General features: G+C 64.5%; 21 protein-coding genes and 3 tRNA genes. 13 read left to right on the forward strand and 11 right to left on the reverse strand.

Going from position 1 to position 21,633, the window contains the following annotated elements:
* Window position 1: 1 nt before the first annotated feature.
* Both doeA and FJU11_RS13225 read right to left on the reverse strand, forming a co-directional pair.
* Window positions 2–1,186, reverse strand: a complete 1,185-nt coding sequence (gene doeA / locus FJU11_RS13220) for an ectoine hydrolase DoeA (protein ID WP_141167541.1) — start codon at window positions 1,184–1,186, stop codon at window positions 2–4.
* Window positions 1,187–1,352: 166 nt separating this feature from the next.
* Window positions 1,353–2,504: an ROK family transcriptional regulator gene (locus FJU11_RS13225; protein WP_141167561.1), complete on the reverse strand. Its 1,152-nt coding sequence runs from the start codon at window positions 2,502–2,504 to the stop codon at window positions 1,353–1,355.
* 282 nt (window positions 2,505–2,786) lie between these two features.
* Here FJU11_RS13225 and FJU11_RS13230 point away from each other — a divergent pair, with 282 nt between their 5' ends.
* From FJU11_RS13230 to FJU11_RS13250, 5 genes are all read left to right on the forward strand, one after another.
* The gene (locus FJU11_RS13230; RefSeq protein ID WP_141167542.1) at window positions 2,787–3,851 is read left to right on the forward strand and encodes a sugar ABC transporter substrate-binding protein; all 1,065 of its coding nucleotides are present in this window, start codon (window positions 2,787–2,789) and stop codon (window positions 3,849–3,851) included.
* 137 nt (window positions 3,852–3,988) lie between these two features.
* Entirely contained in the window at window positions 3,989–5,035 is a 1,047-nt protein-coding gene (locus tag FJU11_RS13235) for an ABC transporter permease (RefSeq protein ID WP_141167543.1), read from the forward strand.
* Window positions 5,032–5,820 (forward strand): ATP-binding cassette domain-containing protein, encoded by a 789-nt coding sequence (locus FJU11_RS13240; RefSeq protein WP_141167562.1) that lies wholly within the window; start codon window positions 5,032–5,034, stop codon window positions 5,818–5,820. Before FJU11_RS13235 ends, FJU11_RS13240 begins: the two co-directional genes overlap by 4 nt.
* Window positions 5,817–6,512, forward strand: coding sequence for a nucleoside triphosphate hydrolase (locus FJU11_RS13245; protein ID WP_141167544.1), 696 nt, complete (start codon window positions 5,817–5,819; stop codon window positions 6,510–6,512). The genes FJU11_RS13240 and FJU11_RS13245 overlap by 4 nt, the downstream gene beginning before the upstream one ends.
* A 36-nt stretch (window positions 6,513–6,548) precedes the next feature.
* Window positions 6,549–6,633 (forward strand) — tRNA-Leu (locus FJU11_RS13250).
* Between the two features lie 646 nt (window positions 6,634–7,279).
* Here the strand turns inward: FJU11_RS13250 and FJU11_RS13255 are convergent.
* From FJU11_RS13255 to FJU11_RS13265, 3 genes are all read right to left on the reverse strand, one after another.
* Complete coding sequence (locus FJU11_RS13255; RefSeq protein WP_141167545.1) at window positions 7,280–7,492, reverse strand: cold-shock protein; 213 nt, start codon at window positions 7,490–7,492, stop codon at window positions 7,280–7,282.
* Window positions 7,493–7,661: 169 nt separating this feature from the next.
* Window positions 7,662–7,907 carry a hypothetical protein gene (locus FJU11_RS13260; protein WP_141167546.1) on the reverse strand — a complete coding sequence of 82 codons (246 nt, stop codon included), beginning with the start codon at window positions 7,905–7,907 and terminating at the stop codon, window positions 7,662–7,664.
* Between the two features lie 461 nt (window positions 7,908–8,368).
* A complete protein-coding gene (locus FJU11_RS13265; protein ID WP_141167547.1) occupies window positions 8,369–8,695 on the reverse strand; it encodes a TOBE domain-containing protein in 327 nt (108 codons plus the stop codon).
* A 237-nt stretch (window positions 8,696–8,932) separates the two neighbouring features.
* On the opposite strand from FJU11_RS13265, the gene FJU11_RS13270 reads away from it, so the two are divergent.
* A complete protein-coding gene (locus FJU11_RS13270) occupies window positions 8,933–9,643 on the forward strand; it encodes a nucleoside hydrolase (protein WP_235891026.1) in 711 nt (236 codons plus the stop codon).
* A gap of 187 nt (window positions 9,644–9,830) precedes the next feature.
* Here the strand turns inward: FJU11_RS13270 and dinB are convergent, their stop codons facing one another.
* The 3 genes from dinB to FJU11_RS13285 all read right to left on the reverse strand — a co-directional run bounded on the left by dinB (window position 9,831) and on the right by FJU11_RS13285 (window position 11,977).
* The gene (gene dinB / locus FJU11_RS13275; protein WP_141167548.1) at window positions 9,831–10,964 is read right to left on the reverse strand and encodes a DNA polymerase IV; all 1,134 of its coding nucleotides are present in this window, start codon (window positions 10,962–10,964) and stop codon (window positions 9,831–9,833) included.
* A 377-nt stretch (window positions 10,965–11,341) separates the two neighbouring features.
* Window positions 11,342–11,417 (reverse strand) — tRNA-Ala (locus FJU11_RS13280).
* A gap of 149 nt (window positions 11,418–11,566) precedes the next feature.
* The gene (locus FJU11_RS13285; protein ID WP_141167549.1) at window positions 11,567–11,977 is read right to left on the reverse strand and encodes a TIGR02300 family protein; all 411 of its coding nucleotides are present in this window, start codon (window positions 11,975–11,977) and stop codon (window positions 11,567–11,569) included.
* A gap of 313 nt (window positions 11,978–12,290) precedes the next feature.
* On the opposite strand from FJU11_RS13285, the gene aroA reads away from it, so the two are divergent.
* From aroA to FJU11_RS13305, 4 genes are all read left to right on the forward strand, one after another.
* A complete protein-coding gene (aroA, locus tag FJU11_RS13290) occupies window positions 12,291–13,658 on the forward strand; it encodes a 3-phosphoshikimate 1-carboxyvinyltransferase (RefSeq protein ID WP_141167550.1) in 1,368 nt (455 codons plus the stop codon).
* Complete coding sequence (gene cmk / locus FJU11_RS13295; protein ID WP_141167551.1) at window positions 13,655–14,353, forward strand: (d)CMP kinase; 699 nt, start codon at window positions 13,655–13,657, stop codon at window positions 14,351–14,353. Before aroA ends, cmk begins: the two co-directional genes overlap by 4 nt.
* Window positions 14,354–14,596: 243 nt before the next feature.
* Window positions 14,597–16,300, forward strand: a complete 1,704-nt coding sequence (rpsA, locus tag FJU11_RS13300) for a 30S ribosomal protein S1 (protein WP_141167552.1) — start codon at window positions 14,597–14,599, stop codon at window positions 16,298–16,300.
* A gap of 185 nt (window positions 16,301–16,485) precedes the next feature.
* Window positions 16,486–17,115, forward strand: a complete 630-nt coding sequence (locus FJU11_RS13305; RefSeq protein WP_141167553.1) for a LysE family translocator — start codon at window positions 16,486–16,488, stop codon at window positions 17,113–17,115.
* A gap of 92 nt (window positions 17,116–17,207) precedes the next feature.
* On the opposite strand, the gene FJU11_RS13310 is transcribed toward FJU11_RS13305, so the two are convergent.
* The gene (locus FJU11_RS13310) at window positions 17,208–17,831 is read right to left on the reverse strand and encodes a ribonuclease D (protein WP_141167554.1); all 624 of its coding nucleotides are present in this window, start codon (window positions 17,829–17,831) and stop codon (window positions 17,208–17,210) included.
* Between the two features lie 112 nt (window positions 17,832–17,943).
* Between FJU11_RS13310 and FJU11_RS13315 the strand changes: the two genes are divergently transcribed.
* The 3 genes from FJU11_RS13315 (at window position 17,944) to FJU11_RS18755 (ending at window position 18,956) form a co-directional block, all read left to right on the forward strand.
* Complete coding sequence (locus tag FJU11_RS13315) at window positions 17,944–18,447, forward strand: hypothetical protein (protein WP_141167555.1); 504 nt, start codon at window positions 17,944–17,946, stop codon at window positions 18,445–18,447.
* Between the two features lie 37 nt (window positions 18,448–18,484).
* Window positions 18,485–18,560 (forward strand) — tRNA-Ala (locus FJU11_RS13320).
* A gap of 270 nt (window positions 18,561–18,830) precedes the next feature.
* Entirely contained in the window at window positions 18,831–18,956 is a 126-nt protein-coding gene (locus tag FJU11_RS18755) for a hypothetical protein (protein WP_268935216.1), read from the forward strand.
* A gap of 24 nt (window positions 18,957–18,980) precedes the next feature.
* Here the strand turns inward: FJU11_RS18755 and FJU11_RS13325 are convergent, their stop codons facing one another.
* Window positions 18,981–20,162, reverse strand: coding sequence for an amino acid aminotransferase (locus FJU11_RS13325; RefSeq protein WP_141167556.1), 1,182 nt, complete (start codon window positions 20,160–20,162; stop codon window positions 18,981–18,983).
* Between the two features lie 91 nt (window positions 20,163–20,253).
* On the reverse strand, window positions 20,254–21,504 hold the full coding sequence (locus FJU11_RS13330; protein ID WP_141167557.1) for a lytic murein transglycosylase: 1,251 nt from the start codon (window positions 21,502–21,504) through the stop codon (window positions 20,254–20,256).
* Between the last annotated feature and the right edge of the window lie 129 nt (window positions 21,505–21,633).

A 21,633-nucleotide genomic window follows, 5' to 3' on the forward strand; every position in this document is an offset into this window, starting at 1 on the left:
CTCAGTCCTTCACGAACATCTTGCGCGGCCGGTTGCACAGGCACTCCGCCGCCGCACCCTCGCGCACGAGGATGCTTTCGGTGATCTCCATGCCCCAATCCTTCATCCACAGCCCCGGCATGAAGTGGAAGGTCATGCCCGCCTGCAGCTCGGTATTGTCGTTGTCGCGGAACGAGATCGTGCGCTCGCCCCAGTCCGGCGGATAGGAGATGCCGATCGGATAGCCGCAGCGTGCCGAGCGTTCGATGCCGCCCTTGGCGAGTTCGGCGTGAAGCGCCCGGGAGACGTCGCCCGCGCAATTGCCCGGCCGCGCCGCATCGAGCCCCGCGTGAAGCCCGTCGACCAGCGCCTTTTCCGCATCGACCAGATGCTGCGGCGGCTTGCCGAGAAAGACGGTCCGGCAGAACGGCGCATGGTAGCGGCGGTAGCAGCCCGAAATCTCGAAGAAGGTCGCCTCGCCCTTTTCGAACGATGTCCAGCTCCAGGTGAGATGCGGCGCGGCAGCGTCCGAGCCCGAAGGCAGGAGCGGCACGATCGCCGGATAGTCGCCCCAAGAATCGTCGACGCCGCGTACCGCGTCGGCATAGATCTCGGCGACGAGCTCGTGCTTCTTCACGCCCGGCTCGATGCGCTCCAGGATGCCATCGATGATCTTTTCGGAAATGCGCGCGGCACGGCGCATGAAAAGGATTTCCTCGTCCGACTTCACGCCGCGCTGCCAGTTCACGAGCGCCGTCGCATCGACGAAGTTCGCGTTCGGCAGCTCCTTCTGCAACGTCAGGAAGGCCTTGGCGGAGAAGTAGTAATTGTCGAGTTCGACGCCGATGCGCTTGTTGGCATAGCCCTTGCGCGTGAGGATCGCGGCCAGATCCTCCATCGGGTGGCAGTCCTTGGCCTGCACGAAATAGTCCGCGTAGCCCGACGCCCGGTCGTCGTCCATCCAGCAGGTGCGGATCGCGCCGTTCGCGTCCTGCAGCCGTCCCCACCAGATCGGATCCTCGTCGAGGAAGACGAGCACGCCCTGGTGCACGTAGAAGGACCAGCCGTCGTAGCCGGTCAGCCATGCCATGTTCGACGGGTCTTCGACGAACAGGACGTCGACCTCCCATTCCTGCATGGCGGCACGCACCTTGGTGAGCCGCCGCTCGTATTCGACCATGGTGAAGGGAAGCGTGGACGCCGGCATCGCAATACCCCGAGACAGTTATGTGCGCGCGAGAAAGCCGGACGATCCGGCGCACCGATAGAAACATGTCATGCGTGCAAGTCAATTCGCAGCCGCGAACACGGCGACGAAATGTGCCATGTTTTCTTCGCTTTGTGCTTTTGGTGGTGCGACGGGCACGCGCGCCCTATCGCTCGCGCGTCAGCGCCTTCGGGTCGAGCAGGTAGCGGTCGAAGAGCGGCAGGCTCGCCGCGCCGAGCGCGCGCGCGAGCGAGCCGATCGATCCGGCACGAATTTCGGGCACCGTTATGCCGGCGCAATCGAGATCGTCCATGTGCCGGCGCGTCGCCTCAACGACGGCATCGCGGTAGGCCACCGGCAATCCGCCGTCGATGATCACGGTCGAAAAATCGATCACCGCAACGGCGGCGACGACCGCGCGCGAGAGCCCGGCCGCGGCCTGCTCGACCCAGGCTTCGGCATAGCGCTCGATGCCGCTCCAGTCGTCCGGTGTCCGCCAGAGCGGGGAAGCATCGATGCCGTCGGCGACGAGCATGCGTTCCAGCAGGATGATCGAGGCGACGTCGATGAGCTGCGCGACGCCGTCGCCCGATGGATCGGGAACCGGGATGGAGCCGAGCGCACCGGCATTGCCCGTCCGTCCGGCATAAAGATGCCCGTCGAGCACGATGCCGCCGCCGACGAACGTGCCGAGATAGAAATAGATGAAGTCGCCATGGCCGGTATGATCGCCGAAGACGAGCTCGGCCGCACATGCCGCCGTCGCATCGTTCTGGAGATAGACCGTATAGGCGCACACGGCCTCGATCTCGCTGCGCAGATCGACGGTACGCCAGACATCGAGTTCGTGCGCCGGCACGCCCATCTCGTGTGCCCAGTTCCAGGGTTCGAAGGGAATGGCGATGCCGAGTCCGGCGATGCGCGCCCTCAAGGCCGGCGCAAGCTTCTCCTCGAAGGCGGCGATCCCGCTCTTCGCGAAGGACACGATCTCCGCGGGCCGCGGCCAGGCGTAGCTGCGCCGCAGGGCGGCCAGGGACCGTCCGAGAAAGTCGACGAGCACGATGTCGGCACTGCGCCTGCCCACCTTCAGCCCGACGAAGAACGCGCCCTCGGGATTGATCGAAAGCGGCACCGACGGCTGGCCGACCCGCCCCCGGATCGGCTCGCCGCGCACGAAGAGCCCCTCCCCTTCGAGATCGCGCATGATGACGGAGATCGTCTGCGCCGAAAGGCCCGTCATCCGGGCGAGCTCGGTCTTCGTCAGCCGGCCGTGACGCCGCACGAGGCTGAGCGCCAGCCGCGCGTTGTGCGCGCGCATTCCGCTCTGGTTGGAGCCTCGCGGCGACGGGGCGCGCTCTGCCCCTTCGCCCTCCCCGTCCGTTCCGTCCTCCACGAAAGCCTCCCTTCGGCGCCGATATTCCGAAGGTCGGGCGTATCGATCGCGGCCCACCTTGCGCCGGGTACGCGTTCTGTCAAGGAGTTAATAATTAAGATTGATTTATTTATTGACTTATGACGGACGGTGGTATTCTCTTCTCCATGGGCGATGCGGGAGGACAGTCATCGCTGCCGAAATTCACCATCCGGGAGGAGAATACCGATGCGATTTCCATCCATCGTCGTAACGACGCTCATCGGCGGCGCGGTAGCTGGCGCATTCGCTGCCGCACCGGCGCTCGCGCAGAGCGACAGCGGCTCCGGCGGCAGCTCGGGTTCCGGCAAGAAGGCCAGCGCCTGCCTGATCACCAAGACCGATACGAACCCCTATTTCGTGACGATGAAGAAGGGCGCCGTCGAGAAGGCCAAGGAACTCGGCGTCGACCTCAAGACCTATGCCGGCAAGTACGACGGCGACAACCAGTCCCAGGTCGACGCCATCGAATCCTGCATGGCCGACAAGGCGAACGGCATTCTCATCACCCCCTCCGACACGAAGGCGATCGTGCCGACGGTCAAGAAGGCGCGCGACGCCGGCATCCTCGTCATCGCTCTCGACACGACGCTCGAGCCGACGGATGCGGCCGACGCCACCTTCGCGACTGACAATTTCCAGGCCGGCAAGCTGATTGGCGAATGGGCGAAGAAGACGCTGGGGGACAAGGAAGCCCACATCGCCTTCCTCGATCTCGCCACGAGCCAGCCTTCCGTCGACGTCCAGCGCGACCAGGGTTTCATGGTCGGCTTCGGCATCGACCCGAAGGACAAGAACAAATGGGGCGACGAGGACGACAAGCGCATTGTCGGCCATGACGTCACCGGCGGGGCCGAGGACGGCGGGCGTACGGCGATGGAAAACCTCCTGCAGGAGGATCCGGGCACCAATCTCGTCTACACCATCAACGAACCGGCCGCAGCCGGCGCCTATCAGGCTTTGAAGGCTGTGGGCCTCGAGAAACAGGCGACGATCGTCTCGATCGACGGCGGCTGCCCGGGCGTGAAGAACGTGCAGGACGGCGTCATTGGTGCGACCTCGCAGCAGTATCCCCTGCAGATGGCCGCACAGGGCATCGAGGCGATCCAGAAATACGTCGAGACCGGCGCGAAGCCGCAAAAGAGCGAAGGCCTCGATTTCCACAATACCGGCGTCAACCTCGTGACCGACAAGCCCGTCGACGGGGTGCCGTCGATCAGCGTCAAGGAAGGCCTCGATAAGTGCTGGGGCTGATCCGCCCGGCCGCATGAGAAGGGCCGGACGCCGTCAGGGCATCCCGTCCCGGCGTCCGGCATCCGAAATCCTGTGCCGTCCGGCCCCTACGGTGAAATTCGGTGGCCGATCGCGATGCACGCTTCAGGGAGGAGCGCATGAGCGAGCAGACCCTTGCAGCCGGCGAGAGCGAACGCCCCTCGTTCGACGAGCACGAACGGACGTTCCTGCAGAAAATCCAGCACTTCCTGCACTCCAATCCCGCCGCCGTTCCGCTGATCGTGCTCGTCGTCTCCACGATCGTCTTTGCGTTCATCATCGGCCCGCGCTTTTATTCCGCCTTCACGCTGACCCTGATCCTGCAGCAGGTGGCGATCACCGGCATCGTCAGCGCGGGTCAGACATTGGTGATCCTGACGGCCGGCATCGACCTTTCCGTCGGTGCGATGATGGTGCTTTCCTCCGTCGTCATGGGCCAGTGTGCCATGCATTACGGCTTTCCCGGGCCGATCGCCGTCCTTGCCGGGCTTGCAGTCGGAACGCTGTGCGGCGTCATCAACGGGCTTCTCGTCGCCTTCGTGAGACTGCCGCCCTTCATCGTCACGCTCGGCACCTGGTCGATCTACGGCGCGGCGACCTTCATCTATTCGGGCAACGAGACCGTGCGCAGCCAGGACATCGACGCCACGGCGCCGATCCTGCATTTCTTCGGCCAGTCCTTCCGCATCGGCGGCGCCGTCTTCACCTATGGCGTCGTGCTCATGGTCGTGATCGCCGCGATCCTCTGGTACGCGCTGAACCATACCGCATGGGGCCGGCATCTCTATGCCGTCGGTGACGACAAGGATGCCTCGCTTCTTTCCGGCATTCGCGTCTCGCGCGTGCTGATTTCCGTCTACGCCGTCGCCGGGCTCATCTGCGCCGTCGCCGGCTGGACGCTCATCGGGCGTATCGGTTCGGTCTCGCCGCAGGCTGGCCAGCTCGAGAACATCAACGCCATCACCGCCGTCGTGATCGGCGGCACGTCGCTCTTCGGCGGTCGCGGCTCGATCCTCGGCACGCTCTTCGGCGCCCTCATCGTCGGCGTCTTCTCGCTCGGCCTGAGGCTCGTCGGCACCGACCCGCAATGGACGCAGCTTACCGTCGGCGCCCTCATCATCGTCGCCGTGGCGACCGACCAGTGGATCAGAAAGGTCTCGACATGAGCGACCGTGCGCAAGAGCCGATCCTTTCGGCCCGCAACCTCGTGAAACGCTATGGCCGCGTGACCGCACTCAACAACGCCGATTTTGATCTTTATCCGGGCGAAGTGCTGGCGGTCATCGGCGACAACGGCGCCGGCAAATCGACGCTCATCAAGGCGATCTCAGGCGCGGTGATCCCCGACGAAGGCGAGATCCGGCTGAACGGCCAGCCGGTGCAGTTCACCTCGCCCATGCAGGCGCGCGCCGCGGGCATCGAGACCGTCTACCAGACGCTTGCGCTCTCGCCTGCCCTTTCTATTTCAGACAACATGTTCCTCGGTCGCGAAATCCGCAAGAAAGGCATGCTCGGCAAGGTTTTCCGCATGCTCGACCGGCCGGAGATGGAGCGCTACTCGCGCGAGAAGCTCTCCGACCTCGGGCTGATGACGATCCAGAACATCGGCCAGGCCGTTGAAACGCTTTCCGGCGGCCAGCGCCAGGGCGTCGCCGTCGCCCGCGCCGCGGCCTTCGCAGCGAAGGTCATCATCATGGACGAGCCGACGGCCGCCCTCGGCGTGAAGGAGTCCGGCCGCGTGCTCGAACTCATCCGCGACGTGAAGAAGCGCGGCCTGCCGATCGTGCTTATCTCGCACAACATGCCGCATGTCTTCGAGGTGGCCGACCGGGTGCACATCCACCGCCTCGGCCGGCGCATCGCCGTCGTCGACCCGAAGCAGATGTCGGCCTCCGACGCGGTGGCCATCATGACGGGCGCAATGAAGCCGCAGGAACTGGCCGCCGCATGATGCCGGTAACGGCCGAAGCACTCGCCGAGCACCTGCTTGCAGCCCTTGCGAACGTGCGGAAAGACCGCCTCATCGTCGCCATCGCCGGCCCGCCCGGCGCCGGAAAGTCGACGCTCGCCGGCCATCTCGCCGATACGCTCGAGACTGGGGCCGGCAGCGGCACGGCGATCGTCGTCGGCATGGACGGGTTCCATCTCGACGACACGGTGCTCGAGGCGCGTGGCCATCGCGCGCGCAAGGGCGCCCCGTTCACCTTCGACGTCGCGGGTCTTCACGCCACGCTCGCACGCATCGAAAACGGCAAGGAAGCGGTCGCCGTCCCCGTCTTCGATCGTAGCCTCGAGCTCGCACGCGCCGGCGCCTGCATCGTCGAGCCAAGGCATCGCATCGTCCTCGTCGAAGGCAATTACCTTCTTCTCGAAGAGGCGCCATGGTGCGATCTCGCACCCCTCTTCGACATGACGATCATGATCGAATCGGACCGGACAACACTCCGCCGCCGCCTGACGGAACGCTGGCTCGGCCATGGCCTGGACGAAGCCGCAGCCCGCGCCAAAGTCGAAGAAAACGACGCCCCGAACGCCGACCTCGTCCAGTCGGCAAGCCGCCCTGCCACGATGGTCTTCCAAAGCCCGCCTGACCCGGAAGACCAGGCCACCCGTCCCACCGGACGCCCCGTCCCGTCCGGTTGACAACCCGCCACGCAACCCTCTATGTCACGCAGCGCTGCCCAGATGGCGGAATTGGTAGACGCGCACGGTTCAGGTCCGTGTGCCGAAAGGCGTGGAGGTTCGAGTCCTCTTCTGGGCACCATTCCCCTGTTCGAGATCGTCCGATCCAGCCCGAACAGCTCTTCATTCCCCTGAAAATTCCAACTTTTCGATTCTACCGTGTCCGACGCGGTCTGTCGGTATCGCGGCTTTCATGATGGCGTACGTCGATCCGACGCCAACATATGGATGCCGGCATGGCTTCTTCGGATCGCAAAACAAGGATGTAAGGGCTTCGGAACGGCGTGAGAAACACAGGGATTGCAGTCGCCATTCCTGTGATATCGACGATTGGCTCGGAGCTGTGGCGAGGCGCCTATTGCTTCCGACGAGCGAAAATCTCGTTTTCGCGCCGATGCTTCGTCAGCCGGAAGATGCCGGACGAGCAGAACATTCCGGTGGGCTGCGTACCGCTACGCTAGAACGGTGACAATGCGCCGGAGAACAATGGCTGAATCAAGCGATCCTCCGCGTGAGGCGGAGGAGCTTTCCGGGAGAATTGGCCAGCCGAACTCGACGTCGCCGCCATTTGCGTTCTATCGGGTAGCCGAGAACGTAGGAGCGCCGCGTCTTTGTGCACGTGATAAAGTAAAATCGTAAATTAAAGGCCAGAGGGAACCCCGACCTGTCCCGACCGCATGTCGCGATGCCAGTACATCCGTGGCCATCGCGTCATGCGGTCGAGTTGATCAATCGGCAGCTTCGAGATTGTCCGCCGCGGACTTGCCGCTGCGCTTGTCCTGGACGACGTCGAAGTGGACCTTCTGGCCTTCGACCAGGGTACCCATGCCAGCGCGCTCGACGGCGGAGATATGGACAAAAACGTCCTGATTGCCGTCGTCGGGCTGAATGAACCCGAAACCCTTGGTCGAGTTGAAGAACTTAACGGTACCAGTAGCCATACGATTTCCTTTCAATCGCACATGAGAATGCCCGCCATTGGCGACGGGTTTGCCTATCGATTTTGAAGAGGGAAGATCGTAAGCGCCCTTCGGGACGCGGGAACAAAGTTCAACGACAAGATCGAGATGTTCATATAGGGGCTGCGACGCTTCTACACAAGCCTCGTCTTCAGTCGCCGAGCATGCCGGGCGGAAGCTCGCCGTAATGCGCCAGGATCTCGGGCTCTTCCAGCACTTCGCCGGTCTCGGTGTCGACGGTCTGTGCGACGGCGACCACACCGGCCACACGCTCGGCGTCTCGCTCGGCCCTGCCTCTCGCCTCGTCGGACGTCTTGAACTCCATCTGCCTCCCCTGAACGAGCTTTCGCCCCTGCTTTTCGAACTGCTGAACGATGTAAAGCGTCTTTTCGCTCACCTGCGGTACCTTCCGAAATCGGCTTTCGATCATCCGCCTCATACCGCGACCACGGCAATGAGCGCGACGGTTATATGCATCCGCTTCCAGCATGCGGTCGGTGCCCACCGTCATGGTCCTCGATCCGATTACCGCCAAACGCGGAGAAGCTCCACTTTTCTTGGCCCGCCTCCGCCCACCACAGACGGCTATCGCAACATGCGCCTGCGCCGCGATGGCGATCACGTGGCTGCTACGCGGACAAACGTCGCCTGAGACGGGAACCGGAGCGCTCGGTGGCCACGTCCGGGCGAGTTCGCAACGCATCGACACTTCGCCGTCGTCGCTGCGTCGAGCAGTGCAAGGGCGGCGTGGTCGACCGCTCCGGCATCTGCGAACGCGTTGCCGGTCGATGGCGAAGCGGCGGTCGCATTTACGAACGGACGGTACTGCGCCCGACTCGGAAAGGACGATTCCAATGACTAACTCTGAATACGAGAGCCGTCGTCAGGATCGAAGAGGTGGATGAGATCCGGCGAAGACGTGAGAAAGGTCTGATCGCCGATCCGTGCACTCGGCAGTCCCTCGAACATCTGAGTAACTTCAACGCCATCGACATCAAAAAGTTGGATCGTAAATGCGCCGGTAGGCTCTATCTGGGACAATGTCGCCGAGATACCGTTGGAACTGCTCGTTTTCAGGTGCTCCGGCCGCAGACCGAGAACAACGGTCCGTCCGGATCGACTCGAATAGGCATCGATTCTGCTGATCGGCTTCTGGCGGACGATGATCTTTCTTCCCGTTGCCATTCCCCAGAGCGTGTCGGCCGTCCTGTGGGGCGTTGTCCTGCGTCCGGACGGGCCCGTAAACGCCCTGCTCGCAGCCCTCGGCCTGCCCGAACAGCGCTTCCTCACATCCTCCGATCAAGCGCTCGCCTCGACCAGTTCGCGATCGTCCAGGCGCTGCTTTCGCCGGAGAAGATCGACCTGCAGGCCATCTACGCCGCGCCCTTTCACAATGCGAAGTCGAGCGGCCCCGAAGACGGCATGGAGCTCAGCTACGACGAGATCCTGCGTTTGCTCGAACGCCTCGATCGCAGCCCGGACGACTTCGTCTTCAAGGGCGTCAGGGCCTATGTCGGCAAGGAAAAAGTCGTGCGGGAAGCGCCCGCCGTCGACGATCTCATCGAACGGGCCCGCGCGAGGACGCCCGAAGATCCGCTTTACGTCGTCGCGATCGCCGCGATCAGCAACATCGCTTCGGCACTCCTGAAGGCGCCCGACATCATCGAGCGCATCGTGGTCGTCTGGCTCGGCGGGCATGCCCTGGAATGGCCGGATACGCGGGAATTCAACCTGCGCCAGGATGTCGGCGGAGCGCAGGTCCTCTTCGACAGCGGCGTGCCGCTCGTCCTCGTTCCCTGCATGGGCGTCGTCTCCCATCTGCATGCCAGCGTTCCGGAGATCGAACGCTACGTCGAACCGCACGGCGCCATCGGCGAGTTTCTCGCGATGCGATTCAAGTCGTATTCGGACGACCATGTCGGCTGGACGAAAGAGATCTGGGACATGGCGCCGATCGGCTGGCTTCTGGACGAAAGCTGGGCACGCAGCGTCATCGTTCCGAGGCCGATCCTGACGGATCAGGTCACATGGAGCGTCGACCGAAGCCGCCATCCCATCCGCTACGTCAACTGGATCGATCGGGACGGTATCCTGCGCGACTTCTTTGCGAAACTGAAGGCACGGCAACCGTAGGATCGAGACCTTTCGCTTCGGATCGTCGCCGGACACCTGCCCGTGCCTGAGCGTGACCGCTATCGCGTCCTCGACGTCGTACCCGACGACGGACGCCGCATGCATGCCGTCGCCTTCAGGCCACCGGATGCGCGGCGCCACGCGTTCATGGCCATGGCTGCTTTCCAGGCATCGGGAAACGCCTGGTCTACCAGAGCGACAACTGTTCGTGGAGCTCGGGGACGGCGGTGTCGGGACGGTCGAAGGTCGAGACCGTGACGCCGAGCAGCCTGACGCTTCGTTCGAACGGGTAGAGCGGTGCGAGCAGTGCCACCGCGGCGTCTTCGAGTTCACTCGCCGAACGCAACGGCCCCGGCTGCGTCGATCGGCGGGTGATCTGCCGGAAATCGTTGTACTTGACCTTTACGGTCACCGTTCGTCCGGAAAGCCCCTTCGCCTCGCAGCTTTCCCATACTTTCGCGGCGAGCTTGCCGAGTTCGGCGCATGCCGGCGCCAGGTCCGCGATGTCCTGCGAGAACGTATCTTCCGAACCGACGGACTTGCGCTCGCGATGGGATTGCACCGGTCGGTGGTCGATCCCGCGCGAGATGCGGTAGTACCATTGGCCGGACTTGCCGAAATGTTCGCGCAGCCAGCCAAGCGGCTTGTCCCGCAGGTCCCTGCCCGTCAACAGCCCGTGCGCTTCCATGCGCCTGGCCGTCGCCGGCCCGACGCCGTGGAACTTCTTCACCGGCAGGTCCGCGACGAAGGCCGGACCCATCGCCGGCGTGATGACGGCCTGACCGTTCGGCTTGTTGAGATCGCTCGCCATCTTGGCGAGGAACTTGTTGTAGGAAATACCCGCCGACGCGTTGAGGCCGGTCACCTCCTTGATGCGCTTGCGCACCTCGAGCGCCACGGCGCTCGCATGGGGAATGCCCTGCTTGTTCTCGGTCACGTCCAGATAGGCCTCGTCGAGCGAGAGCGGCTCGATCAGGTCGGTGAACTCGGCGAAGATCTCGCGGATCTGGTTGGAGACGGAACGGTAGACGTCGAAACGGGACTTCACGAAGATCAGGTCCGGGCAGCGGCGCCGCGCGGTGACGGAGGGCATAGCGGAGCGCACACCGAAGACGCGCGCCTCGTAGCTCGCCGCAGCGACGACCCCGCGCGCGGCCGACCCACCGACGGCGACCGGTAGCCCGCGAAGCGCCGGATCGTCGCGCTGTTCGACCGAGGCGAAGAAGGCATCCATATCGACATGGACGATCTTGCGGCCATCGTCACGTCGCTCGACGTCGTCGTCGTCCGGTTCCGCTGTTGCCGATGGCGCGTCTTTCATCCCGCGAGCCCATACTACCTTCGCACACGGCTTATCCGAACAGAGATTGATTCCATAGTTCAGACGAACAAAGCTAGAACAAATTTTGCGCAGGAAGCTGATCGCAGTTCCGGGTGCCCTTCGCAAGGACGACCGTTGCCAAAGCGGAGATCCGGGACACTTCAGCATCACCGAGGTCGAAGTGCCCTACGCGGCAGCACGCGGTGCCGGTAAAAAAAGGCCCGAGCGCTTATCGTGTCTTCGAAGGGCGTCTGGGAGCCGTTTAAAGCGATCTTGGCAACTGATGCCGTGCCATAAAACCGGCTGTCAAAACTAAGAAATTCGCGCCAAGCTAAAACAGACTTCGCTCAGCTCTCATCGATTAAAAAGAGAGAGATTGGTGGAGCCAGGGGGAGTCGAACCCCCGACCTCTACAATGCCATTGTAGCGCTCTCCCAACTGAGCTATGGCCCCATCGTTTCTCGGCCTTGGAGTTGGGGCTCCGGCCGGGTCCGCGGCCCGTGTGGGCCGGGCCGTCTCTTACTTCCGCCGAGCCTTGCGATCAAGGGCCGGCGTGTCGAAAATCGATCGGCGGGCGAAGATTCCGGTGTGCCGTGGACGGCTCAGCGGTCTTCCTCGTTGTCGTCGGAACGCTCGCCGATGATGTCGCTGACATCGTCGTTCTCGTCGTCGTCGGCATCCTCGATGAACGTGTCGGAATCGTCGTCGTCGAGATCGACTTCGCTGTCGTCGTTCGAGTTCGAGGTCGAGTTCGACGAGCTGCCGGAGCTGTTCTCCTCGTCCGCCTCCTCGAGCGATACGACCTCCGTGCCGCCCGTGTCTTCCTCGGCCTCGGTCGTCTCCTCCGGCTCTTCCTCCTTGGTCACGGAGCGGTTGTTGCCCGTGTCCTCGAATTCCGAGAGGGGGAAGGACTTGCCCGTATAGGGCGAGACGATCGGATTGCGGTTCAGATCATAGAACTTGCGCCCCGTGTCGGGGCAGATGCGTTTGGTGCCTAGTTCCGGTTTCGCCACTTTCAAAGTCCCGTCAATGGCTGGATTTGTCGCAAGGCCGTGCCGGCAGCGGATCGCCGAAGCCGTCGCTGCGGATGCGCGGTGCCTTACTGTGTGTGGCACGGGCTGTCAAAGCTAAACCGCACCGCCGTGCGATGGTTTGTGCGCACGCCGGCACCCGTACCGGTCGCGACACGACGGCGGCATGCCCGGATTTATGGCGCGACCACCGATGAACGGCGCGATGAAACGGTCGCCATGTTGGAGATGACCCGCGCGTACGGCTGTGCTAGAGGCCGGTCGGTTTTGATGACGCTGTCGAGGATCGCGGCCGATGCACGATGCCCATTCGCCGAGCCGGCCCGCCGTTTCGAGGCGTTCGCCCGGACTTTCGGGACGCGTGCGTGTGCCCGGCGACAAATCGGTCTCGCACCGATCGCTGATGCTCGGTGGCCTCGCCGCCGGACGAACGCGCATCCGCGGCCTGCTTTCCGGCGAGGACGTCGTCAACACGGGGCGTGCGATGGCCGCCATGGGCGCCAACCTTTCCCGCGAGGGCGACGAATGGGTGATCGAGGGCACCGGCAATGGTTGCCTTCTGGAGCCCGAAGGTCCGCTCGATTTCGGCAATGCCGGCACCGGCTGCCGGCTCACGATGGGCCTTGCCGGCGTCTACGATTTCGAGACTAGCTTCACCGGTGACGCATCGCTTACCAAGCGTCCGATGGGCCGCATCTTCGATCCGCTTCGACAGATGGGCGTGCAGGTAGAGGCGGCCGAAGGCGACCGGTTGCCGGCACGCCTTCGCGGGCCGGAAGTCGCCAACCCGATCACCTATCGCGTTCCGATGCCCTCGGCACAGGTGAAATCCGCCGTGCTGCTCGCCGGGCTGAACGCGCCGGGCATCACCACCGTCATCGAGCCGGTGGCGACGCGCGACCATACCGAGCGCATGCTCGCCGGCTTCGGCGCATCGCTCGAGGTCGAGACGGATGGCAAGGGTGTGCGGACCATTCGGCTGGAGGGACAGGGCCGGCTTTCCGGACAGACGATCGACGTGCCGGCCGATCCGTCCTCGGCGGCATTCCCCATCGTCGCAGCTCTTGTCACACCGGGCTCCGACATCGTCGTGGAGAACGTGCTGATGAACCCGACGCGCATCGGTCTGATCACCACGCTGTGCGAGATGGGCGGCGACATTTCGCTCATCGAGGAGCGCGAAGCCGGCGGAGAGACGATGGCGGATCTGCGCGTGCGTGCGTCGGACCTTCGCGCCGTCACGGTGCCGCCCGAGCGCGCGCCCTCGATGATCGACGAATATCCGGTTCTGGCGGTCGCGGCGGCCTTCGCCGAAGGCGAAACGGTGATGGACGGCATCGGCGAGTTGCGCGTGAAGGAATCCGACCGGCTCGCCGCCGTCGCCGCCGGCCTCGCGCTGAACGGCGTCGACCATACGGAAGGCGAAGCGGCGCTTGCCGTGCGCGGACGACCGGGCGGCAAGGGCGTCGGGAACCCGGACGGAAAGCGCGTCGAAACCCATCTCGACCACCGCATCGCCATGGCCTTCCTCGTCATGGGCGCTGCGAGCGAACACCCCGTCCAGGTCGACGACATTTCGATCATCGCAACCAGCTTCCCCGATTTCGCCGACCTCATGAACGGGCTCGGAACCGCGATCGAACCGACGCAGGTGCCCGAATGAATGCCGGCGAAGACCCGGCGACGGGCAAAGAGGCGAGTGCGGCACCCCGCGCGGTCCGCATCATCGCGCTCGACGGGCCGGCGGCCTCCGGCAAGGGCACGCTCGCCCGGCGCATCGCTTCCCATTACGGTTATCGCCACCTCGATACCGGGCTCACCTACCGCGCGGCCGCCAAGGCGCTTCTCGATGCGGGCCAGCCGCTCGACGACGAGGCGCTTGCCGCGCGAATGGCGGGCGACGTCGATTTCGAAGGGCTCGACCGCAGCACGCTTTCCGCCCATGCGATCGGCGAGGCGGCTTCCCGGATCGCCGTGATGCCGGCGGTGCGCCGTGCGCTGGTCGCCGCCCAACGGCGCTTTGCCGAAGAGCCTCCGGGCAGCGTCCTCGACGGGCGGGACATCGGCACCGTGGTGTGCCCCGGAGCCAGCGTGAAGCTCTTCGTCACCGCCTCGCCGGAGACCCGGGCGAAGCGGCGCTTCGAGGAGATCGTCGGCAAGGGTGGGGACGCGCGATACGAGGCGATCCTCGACGATCTGAAAGAGCGCGACGCGCGCGACATGGGTCGCACGGATTCGCCGCTGAGGCCGGCCGACGACGCCCACTTGCTCGACACGAGCGAAATGGGTATAGAAAGCGCGTTCCAGGCTGCGCGCGATCTGATCGACCGTGCGCTGGCTGCTGCGAGCGAGAGCTAGGGTCGAGGGCGTCGCGACACGATCGCGAGCGCCCTTTGCTTTTATTTCGCTCCGCGCGACACCATATCGCAGGAATGAAGACGTGAATCCGTCTGCAGGCCGGTCGAAGCGCCGGACCCGGCTTCCGATCGAGGAAGCCAGACCGCCCGCAGGCGTACGCAACACCAACCCGCGGCGCATCGTTCGACCACGCGACGGCGGCCCGTACGGCCGTAGCCTGGCGGACTCTTTTCAGGAGAATCAATGGCAGTAGAAACCCCGACGCGGGAGGACTTCGAAGCCCTTCTGCAGGAATCGTTCAAGGGCAACGACCTCGCCGAAGGATACGTCGCCAAGGGCACGGTCACGGCGATCGAGAAGGACATGGCGATCGTCGACGTCGGCCTGAAGGTCGAAGGTCGCGTGCCGCTCAAGGAGTTCGGCGCCAAGGCCAAGGACGGCACACTGAACGTCGGCGACGAGGTCGAGGTCTATGTCGAGCGCGTCGAGAACGCTCTCGGCGAAGCGGTCCTTTCGCGTGACAAGGCGCGCCGCGAGGAAAGCTGGGTGCGCCTCGAAGAGAAGTTCAACAACAGCGAACGCGTCGAAGGCCAGATCTTCAACCAGGTCAAGGGCGGCTTCACGGTCGACCTCGACGGTGCGGTCGCCTTCCTTCCGCGCTCGCAGGTCGACATCCGTCCGATCCGCGACGTCACGCCGCTGATGCACAACCCGCAGCCCTTCGAGATCCTCAAGATGGACAAGCGGCGCGGCAACATCGTCGTCTCGCGGCGTACCGTTCTCGAGGAAAGCCGTGCCGAGCAGCGCTCGGAAATCGTGCAGAACCTCGAGGAAGGCCAGGTCGTGGAAGGCGTGGTCAAGAACATCACCGACTACGGTGCGTTCGTGGACCTCGGCGGCATCGACGGCCTGCTGCACGTTACCGACATGGCATGGCGCCGGGTGAACCACCCGACCGAGATCCTGTCGATCGGCCAGACCGTCAAGGTCCAGATCATCCGGATCAACCAGGAAAGCCACCGCATCTCGCTCGGCATGAAGCAGCTCGAGGCGGATCCGTGGGAAGGCATCGGGGCGAAGTACCCGGTCGGCAAGAAGATCCCGGGTCGCGTGACGAACATCACCGACTACGGCGCCTTCGTCGAGCTGGAGCCGGGCATCGAAGGCCTGATCCACGTCTCCGAGATGTCCTGGACGAAGAAGAACGTCCATCCGGGCAAGATTCTTTCGACCTCGCAGGAAGTCGAAGTGGTCATCCTCGAGGTTGATCCGGTCAAGCGTCGTATCTCGCTCGGCCTCAAGCAGACGCTCGAGAACCCGTGGGAGGTCTTCTCGCAGACCCATCCGTCCGGCACCGAGGTCGAGGGCGAGGTCAAGAACAAGACCGAGTTCGGCCTGTTCATCGGCCTCGACGGCGATGTGGACGGCATGGTCCACCTCTCCGACCTCGACTGGAACCGTCCGGGCGAGCAGGTGATCGAGGAGTTCAACAAGGGTGACGTCGTTCGCGCCGTCGTTCTCGACACCGACGTCGACAAGGAGCGCATTTCGCTCGGCATCAAGCAGCTCGGCGCCGACGCCGTGGGCGATGCCGCCACTTCGGGCGAACTGCGCAAGAACGCGATCGTCTCCGTCGAGGTGACGGGCGTCACCGATGGCGGCCTGGAAGTGAAGCTCGTAGATCATCCCGAGGTCACCTCCTTCATTCGCCGTTCGGACCTCTCGCGCGATCGCGACGAGCAGCGCCCCGAGCGCTTCTCCGTCGGCCAGACGCTCGATGCCCGCGTCACCAACTTCTCCAAGCGCGACCGCCGCGTGACCCTGTCGATCAGGGCGCTGCAGATCGCCGAGGAGAAGGAAGCGGTCGCCCAGTACGGCTCGTCCGACTCCGGCGCTTCGCTCGGCGACATCCTGGGTGCGGCACTCAAGAAGCAGGAAGAGGAATAGTCTCCTCCTTCCGGCTTCGCCGAAACGACGAAACCCGCGGGGCCTTACCGGTCCCGCGGGTTTTTTGTCGGTCCGAGCATGCGTCGGTGGGCTCGGCTTTCGCGCTTTACAGGTCCGCGGATCGCGTGGATCCCCATGGATCCCCGAGGATCAATGCCGCCGAGAAAAGACGAAAGGCGAACGGCATGGAAATTCAGGTCTGGCTCGCCTTCGTCGGCGCCGCCGCCCTCCTTCTCGTCGTGCCGGGTCCGACCGTTCTCCTCGTGCTCGGCTATGCGCTGAGCCAGGGCAGGACCGTGGCACTTGCGACCGTCGCCGGCGTCGCGCTCGGCGACCTTCTTGCCATGAGTGCTTCGCTCGCCGGCCTCGGAGCCATCGTCCTTGCCTCGGCGACGCTCTTTACGGTCCTCAAATGGATCGGCGCGGCCTATCTCTTCGTGCTCGGCATCCGGCTGTTTCGAAGCCGGCCCGAAACGGCGATCCATACGGGCGACGAAGCCGGTTCGGTGTCGGCCTCCCGCGTCTTCGTCCATGCCGCGATGGTGACGGCTTTCAATCCGAAGTCGATCGCCTTCTTCGTCGCCTTCGTTCCGCAATTCGTCGCGGTCGATCGACCGCTGTTCCCGCAATTCGCCGTGCTCGTCGCCTCGTTCGTAAGCCTGGCTTCGGTCAACACGCTCGCCTATGCGCTGCTCGCCGACGGATTGCGTCGGCGTTTCGCTCGACCGGGATTCCTTACCTGGTCGAGCCGTCTCGGCGGTGGCGCGCTGATGGGAATGGGCCTCGCCACCGCGATGATGCGCAGGGCGGGCTGAGCGCCCGACTGCGATACCCAAAGGCTTCGCGGATCCGACCGAGCCAAGCGCTTATGTCGTCCGTTCCCACTCGCACGGGGATGCGGGACCGCTCAGCTGTGCGCGAAGATGTCCTGGTCCTGCCAGCCGAGAAGGTCGAGCCTGGCGCGTGTCGGCAGGAATTCGAAGCAGGCCTCGGCGTGCTCCATGCGCCCGTCGCGTTCGAGCCGGCCGATCAGCTTGTCGCGCAGCGCGTGCAGGTGAAGCACGTCCGAAGCGGCGTATTCGAGCTGTGCATGCGAAAGCGTCTCCGCGGCCCAGTCGGAGGATTGCTGCTGCTTGGAAACGTCCACCTCGAGCATTTCCTTCAGATTGTCCTTCAGCCCGTGCCGGTCCGTATAGGTGCGGGTGAGCTTCGAGGCGATCTTCGTGCAGAAGACCGGCCGGCAGGTCATCCCGAAGGTGTGGTAGAGCACCGCGACGTCGAAGCGCGCGAAGTGGAAGATCTTCTGGCGGGCAGGATCTTCAAGCAGGCGCAGAAGGTTCGGCGCTTCTTTCTGGCCGGGCGCGATCTGGATCACGTCGGCCGTTCCGTCGCCGGGCGAAAGCTGCACGACGCAAAGCCGGTCGCGCCGCGGCACGAGGCCGAGCGTCTCCGTGTCGATCGCCACGTCGCCGGTGTAGCGCTCCGCATCGGCGGCGGCGATATCGCGCTGGTGGAGACGGATCGTTGTCATGGGTGAGGATCTTCCTGTCGGATTGGCGTTGCTTTGCGACGCACATAGACCGCGCAGCCGCACAAATCAAAGCGTCGGCAGCGGTCGAACGCGATCCTGCCGAACGTGATCGATGGCATTCGAGACAATCGCGCAATCGGCGGTCAACACGTCGGCGAATAGGGTGACGCGCACGCAAGGCGAGGAAACGGCGATGGCGACGGCCAAACGGCATTCCCTGACGACATTGGGCGATCGCGAATCGCCATCCGATCGACGCCACCGCTATCGCCGCGATGCGAACTGCGCGGTGCTGCTGCTCTATCGAAACGCAGGCACGCACATCTTCCGTCAACGTCAGGTCTGGTTGTCGAATATCTGCGAGGACGGGGCGCTCCTCGTCACCGAGGGCATCGTGGATCCGGTCGAGGAGACCTTTCTCGTGCTGCCGGGCATGCGCGCCAAGGCACGCGCGAGCGTCCTTCGCCAAGGCGTCTTCACGCTCGCCGTCAACTTCGCCACCGCGCTTCCGACAGCCCTGGTGGATCGCATCGCCCGCCTGGAGCCCCGCCCTGCCGCTCCGGTCTCGTCCAATAATTTTGCCCCTGCGACGGAGGACGCGAGAAAACCGGATTGATGCCCGCGCCACGAACCGCTATGAAGACACCGGTCTCGGGGCCATAGCTCAGATGGGAGAGCGGCTGCATCGCACGCAGCAGGTCGGCGGTTCGATTCCGCCTGGCTCCACCAGTTTTCTCTTATCCAAACGACATTGCCGCGGAAAGCTTATGATCTGTATCCGTCGGGAACCGGGTCATCGGCGGTTTGATCGGGTCGGCGGTCGTTCGGCGTTTCATACGAGAGAACGAACCACGACAGAGCTTTGCGGTCCTTCGCACGAAATCTTTCATCGCTTCAACGCATTGTCATCGATCAGACCAACGCCGAGTTGAAGTTCGCGCGTTATGCTTTCGTCCCGCCTCCCGGTTCGGCCGGGCGGCGGGGGATGAAAGGTGGCGCATGCGCAGACGTTCCCGACCTCGATCCGGGCAATCCGGTGCGAAAACCGATCTCGTCGGCTGGGTCGCGGCCGTCATGATCTTCATTGGTGCGGCACTCTGCCTCGCGGCACTTCTCAACGTCTGAGCGGCCGGCAGCCTTCCCGTGCCGCTACATACCGACTGTCGTGAAAGCCTCGGCGATGCGGTCGAGCCGGTCTTCGAGAAGGCCGGCGAGGTTGGCGCGGCCATCGCCCGTCACGTAGATCGCGTGGTCCTTCCTCAGCGCTTCCACCTGCGCAGCGCTTGCCGGCAACAGCGAAAACATGCCGCGGTGCTGCTTGAGGAAGGAATAGTGGTCGCTTCCGGTGTGCGTTGCCATCGCCTCCGCGAGCCCGGTCCGCAGCGCCACGATGCGTTCGCGCATCGTGGCGAGTTCGTCGTGCCACATTTCGACCAGCGCCTCATCGGCGAGAATGGTGCGGACCACGGCCGCGCCGTGATCGGGCGGCATCGACCAGTTCGTGCGCACCAGCGTTTCGAGCGTCGCCTGTACCGCGCCACGCTGGTGCGGCGGCGAGATCACCAGCGCGACACCCGTGCGGTCGCGGTAGAGACCGAAATTCTTCGAGCAGGAAACCGAGACGAGCATCTCCGGCACCCCGGCCGCCATCCGCCGAAGGCCCGCCGCATCGGCTTCGAGGCCTTCGCCGAATCCCAGATAGGCGATGTCGACGAGCGGCACGAGGCCTCGCTCGACGACGAGGGCCGTGAGACGATCCCATTGCGCCGCGTCGAGGTCGGCCCCCGTCGGGTTGTGGCAACAGCCATGGACGAGCACGACGTCGCCGCGTCGCGCCTCGGAAAGGTCCGCCAGCATGGCGTCCGTGTCCGGCATGTGCGTTTCAGGATCGAAATAGCGGTAGGAGCGGCATACGAGCCCTGCCCGTGCGCCGACGGCCATGTGGTTCGGCCATGTCGGCGCGCTGACCCACAGGATCGGCCGGTCTCCGGCCGTCGCCGCCAGTTCGCTGAGAAGCCGTAGCGCGCCGCTGCCGCCGGGCGTCTGCACCGCGCTCACGCGTTCGTCGGCGACCGCATCGCCGAGGACGAGGCGCGCCATCGCCGCATTGAAGGTCTCGTCGCCGGAAAGCCCGACATAGCTCTTGGTTTCCTGCGTTTCGACGAGATGGCGCTCGGCCTCCTTCACCGCGGCCATGATCGGCGTCGTTCCCGCCGCGTCGCGGTAGACGCCGACACCGAGATCGATCTTTTCCGCTCGCGGATCCTCGCGATAGGCGCGCATCAGCGCCAGGATGGAATCGGTACTTGCTTCGCCGAGCGATGAGAACATGGATGGACGGCCCTCCTTGCGCCGGCGAACGGAGTAAGCCGTCGATCGGTCGGCGTCGATCCCCGAAAACGTTTTCGCAGTCGGGAAAGGTCTATCGAAGCCGTCGCGAAAGCTCTGGAGAGGGAAAGCATGTCGGGTTCAGTCCGCCCTTCGCCTGCCATTCGCCGATCGAACGGCGCGTCTTGAACCCCGGCAGGCCGTCTGCGCCGCCGACGTCGTAGCCCTTGGCCTGCAGCGCGCGCTGCATGGTGGCGACGTCCGAACGCAGCATGTGGCCGACATCGCCCCAATCCCCGACGAAGTTTCCGGAGCCGTAGGCGATCCGGTCGGCGAGGTTGCCGATGAAGAGCGCGTAGAGATCGGAATTGTTGTATTTCTTGATGACGTAGAAGTTTCCGGTGACGAGGAATTCCGGCCCTTCGGTTCCCGCCGGCACCAGCATCATGGCGCTCCTGCCGAGCTGAGTGGGATCGAAGGTGCGCCCGGCGACGCGGCGGATGCCCTCACCCTTCCACTGCGCCAGCGAGCGCGCCCGGTCCGGGCCTTCCTGCGCGCAGGAGACGCCGGCGGGAATGCGCACCTCGAAACCCCAGTCCCGGCCGCTCTGCCAGCCGTTCTCGTTAAGAAAGTTGGCGATCGAGGCGAGCGTGTCCGGCACCGACGTCCAGATGTCGGCATGGCCGTTTCCATCAAAGTCGACGGCGTATTTCAGGTAGCTTGATGGCATGAACTGCGGCTGACCCATGGCACCGGCCGCCGAACCCTTCATCATCGACGGCGTCGCCTCGCCGCGCTGGACGATCCGCAGCGCGTCGAGCAGTTCGCCGCGGAAGAGGTCCTTGCGGGTGGACATGAACGCCTTGGTGGCGAGCACGCGGATCGCCGAATTCGGGATCGAAACCGCGCCGAAGGCCGTCTCGCGTCCCCAGATCGCGAGCAGGAAGCGCCCCGGCACGCCGTAGCGCGCCTCGATCCTGGCGATCGTCTGCGACCATCGTTTCGCCTCGCTGCGCCCGCGGGCGGCGAGCGTGGCGAGCCGCCGCTGCGAGAAATAGGCGCCCGGCGAGCGAAATTCCGCCTGCGTCTGCCGGCGATGCTTCGGCGGAGCGGTACCCGGCGGCACGAGCCCGGCAAGGTTCCAGTCCAGCGAAATGCCCTGGAAGGCGTTGCGGAACGTCGCCGCCGATATGCCGCGCCGGCTTGCTTCCGGGTAAAGATCGTCGGCAAGCCAGCTTTGAAACTGGCGCTCGACGGACGATCGCGAAACGGCGCCCGCCGGCGCGGCGAGCAGTGCGAGCCCGAAGCACACGAGTGCGAGCAGGGTGGCCGGTCTGGCGATCATGGCTTTCTCCGCTTCGGACGAATCGCTTTTGCCGAGGCTAGATGTGAGCTTTCATTAGGTTGTCCATCCGGTCCGGACCGGGGATGTTGAGGTTGTGAGACTTCAGAGTCCAGGGAGGGACCGGATGAA

It is taken from the genome of Pararhizobium mangrovi, assembly GCF_006516965.1.
Taxonomy (GTDB): Bacteria; Pseudomonadota; Alphaproteobacteria; order Rhizobiales; family Rhizobiaceae; genus Pararhizobium_B; species Pararhizobium_B mangrovi.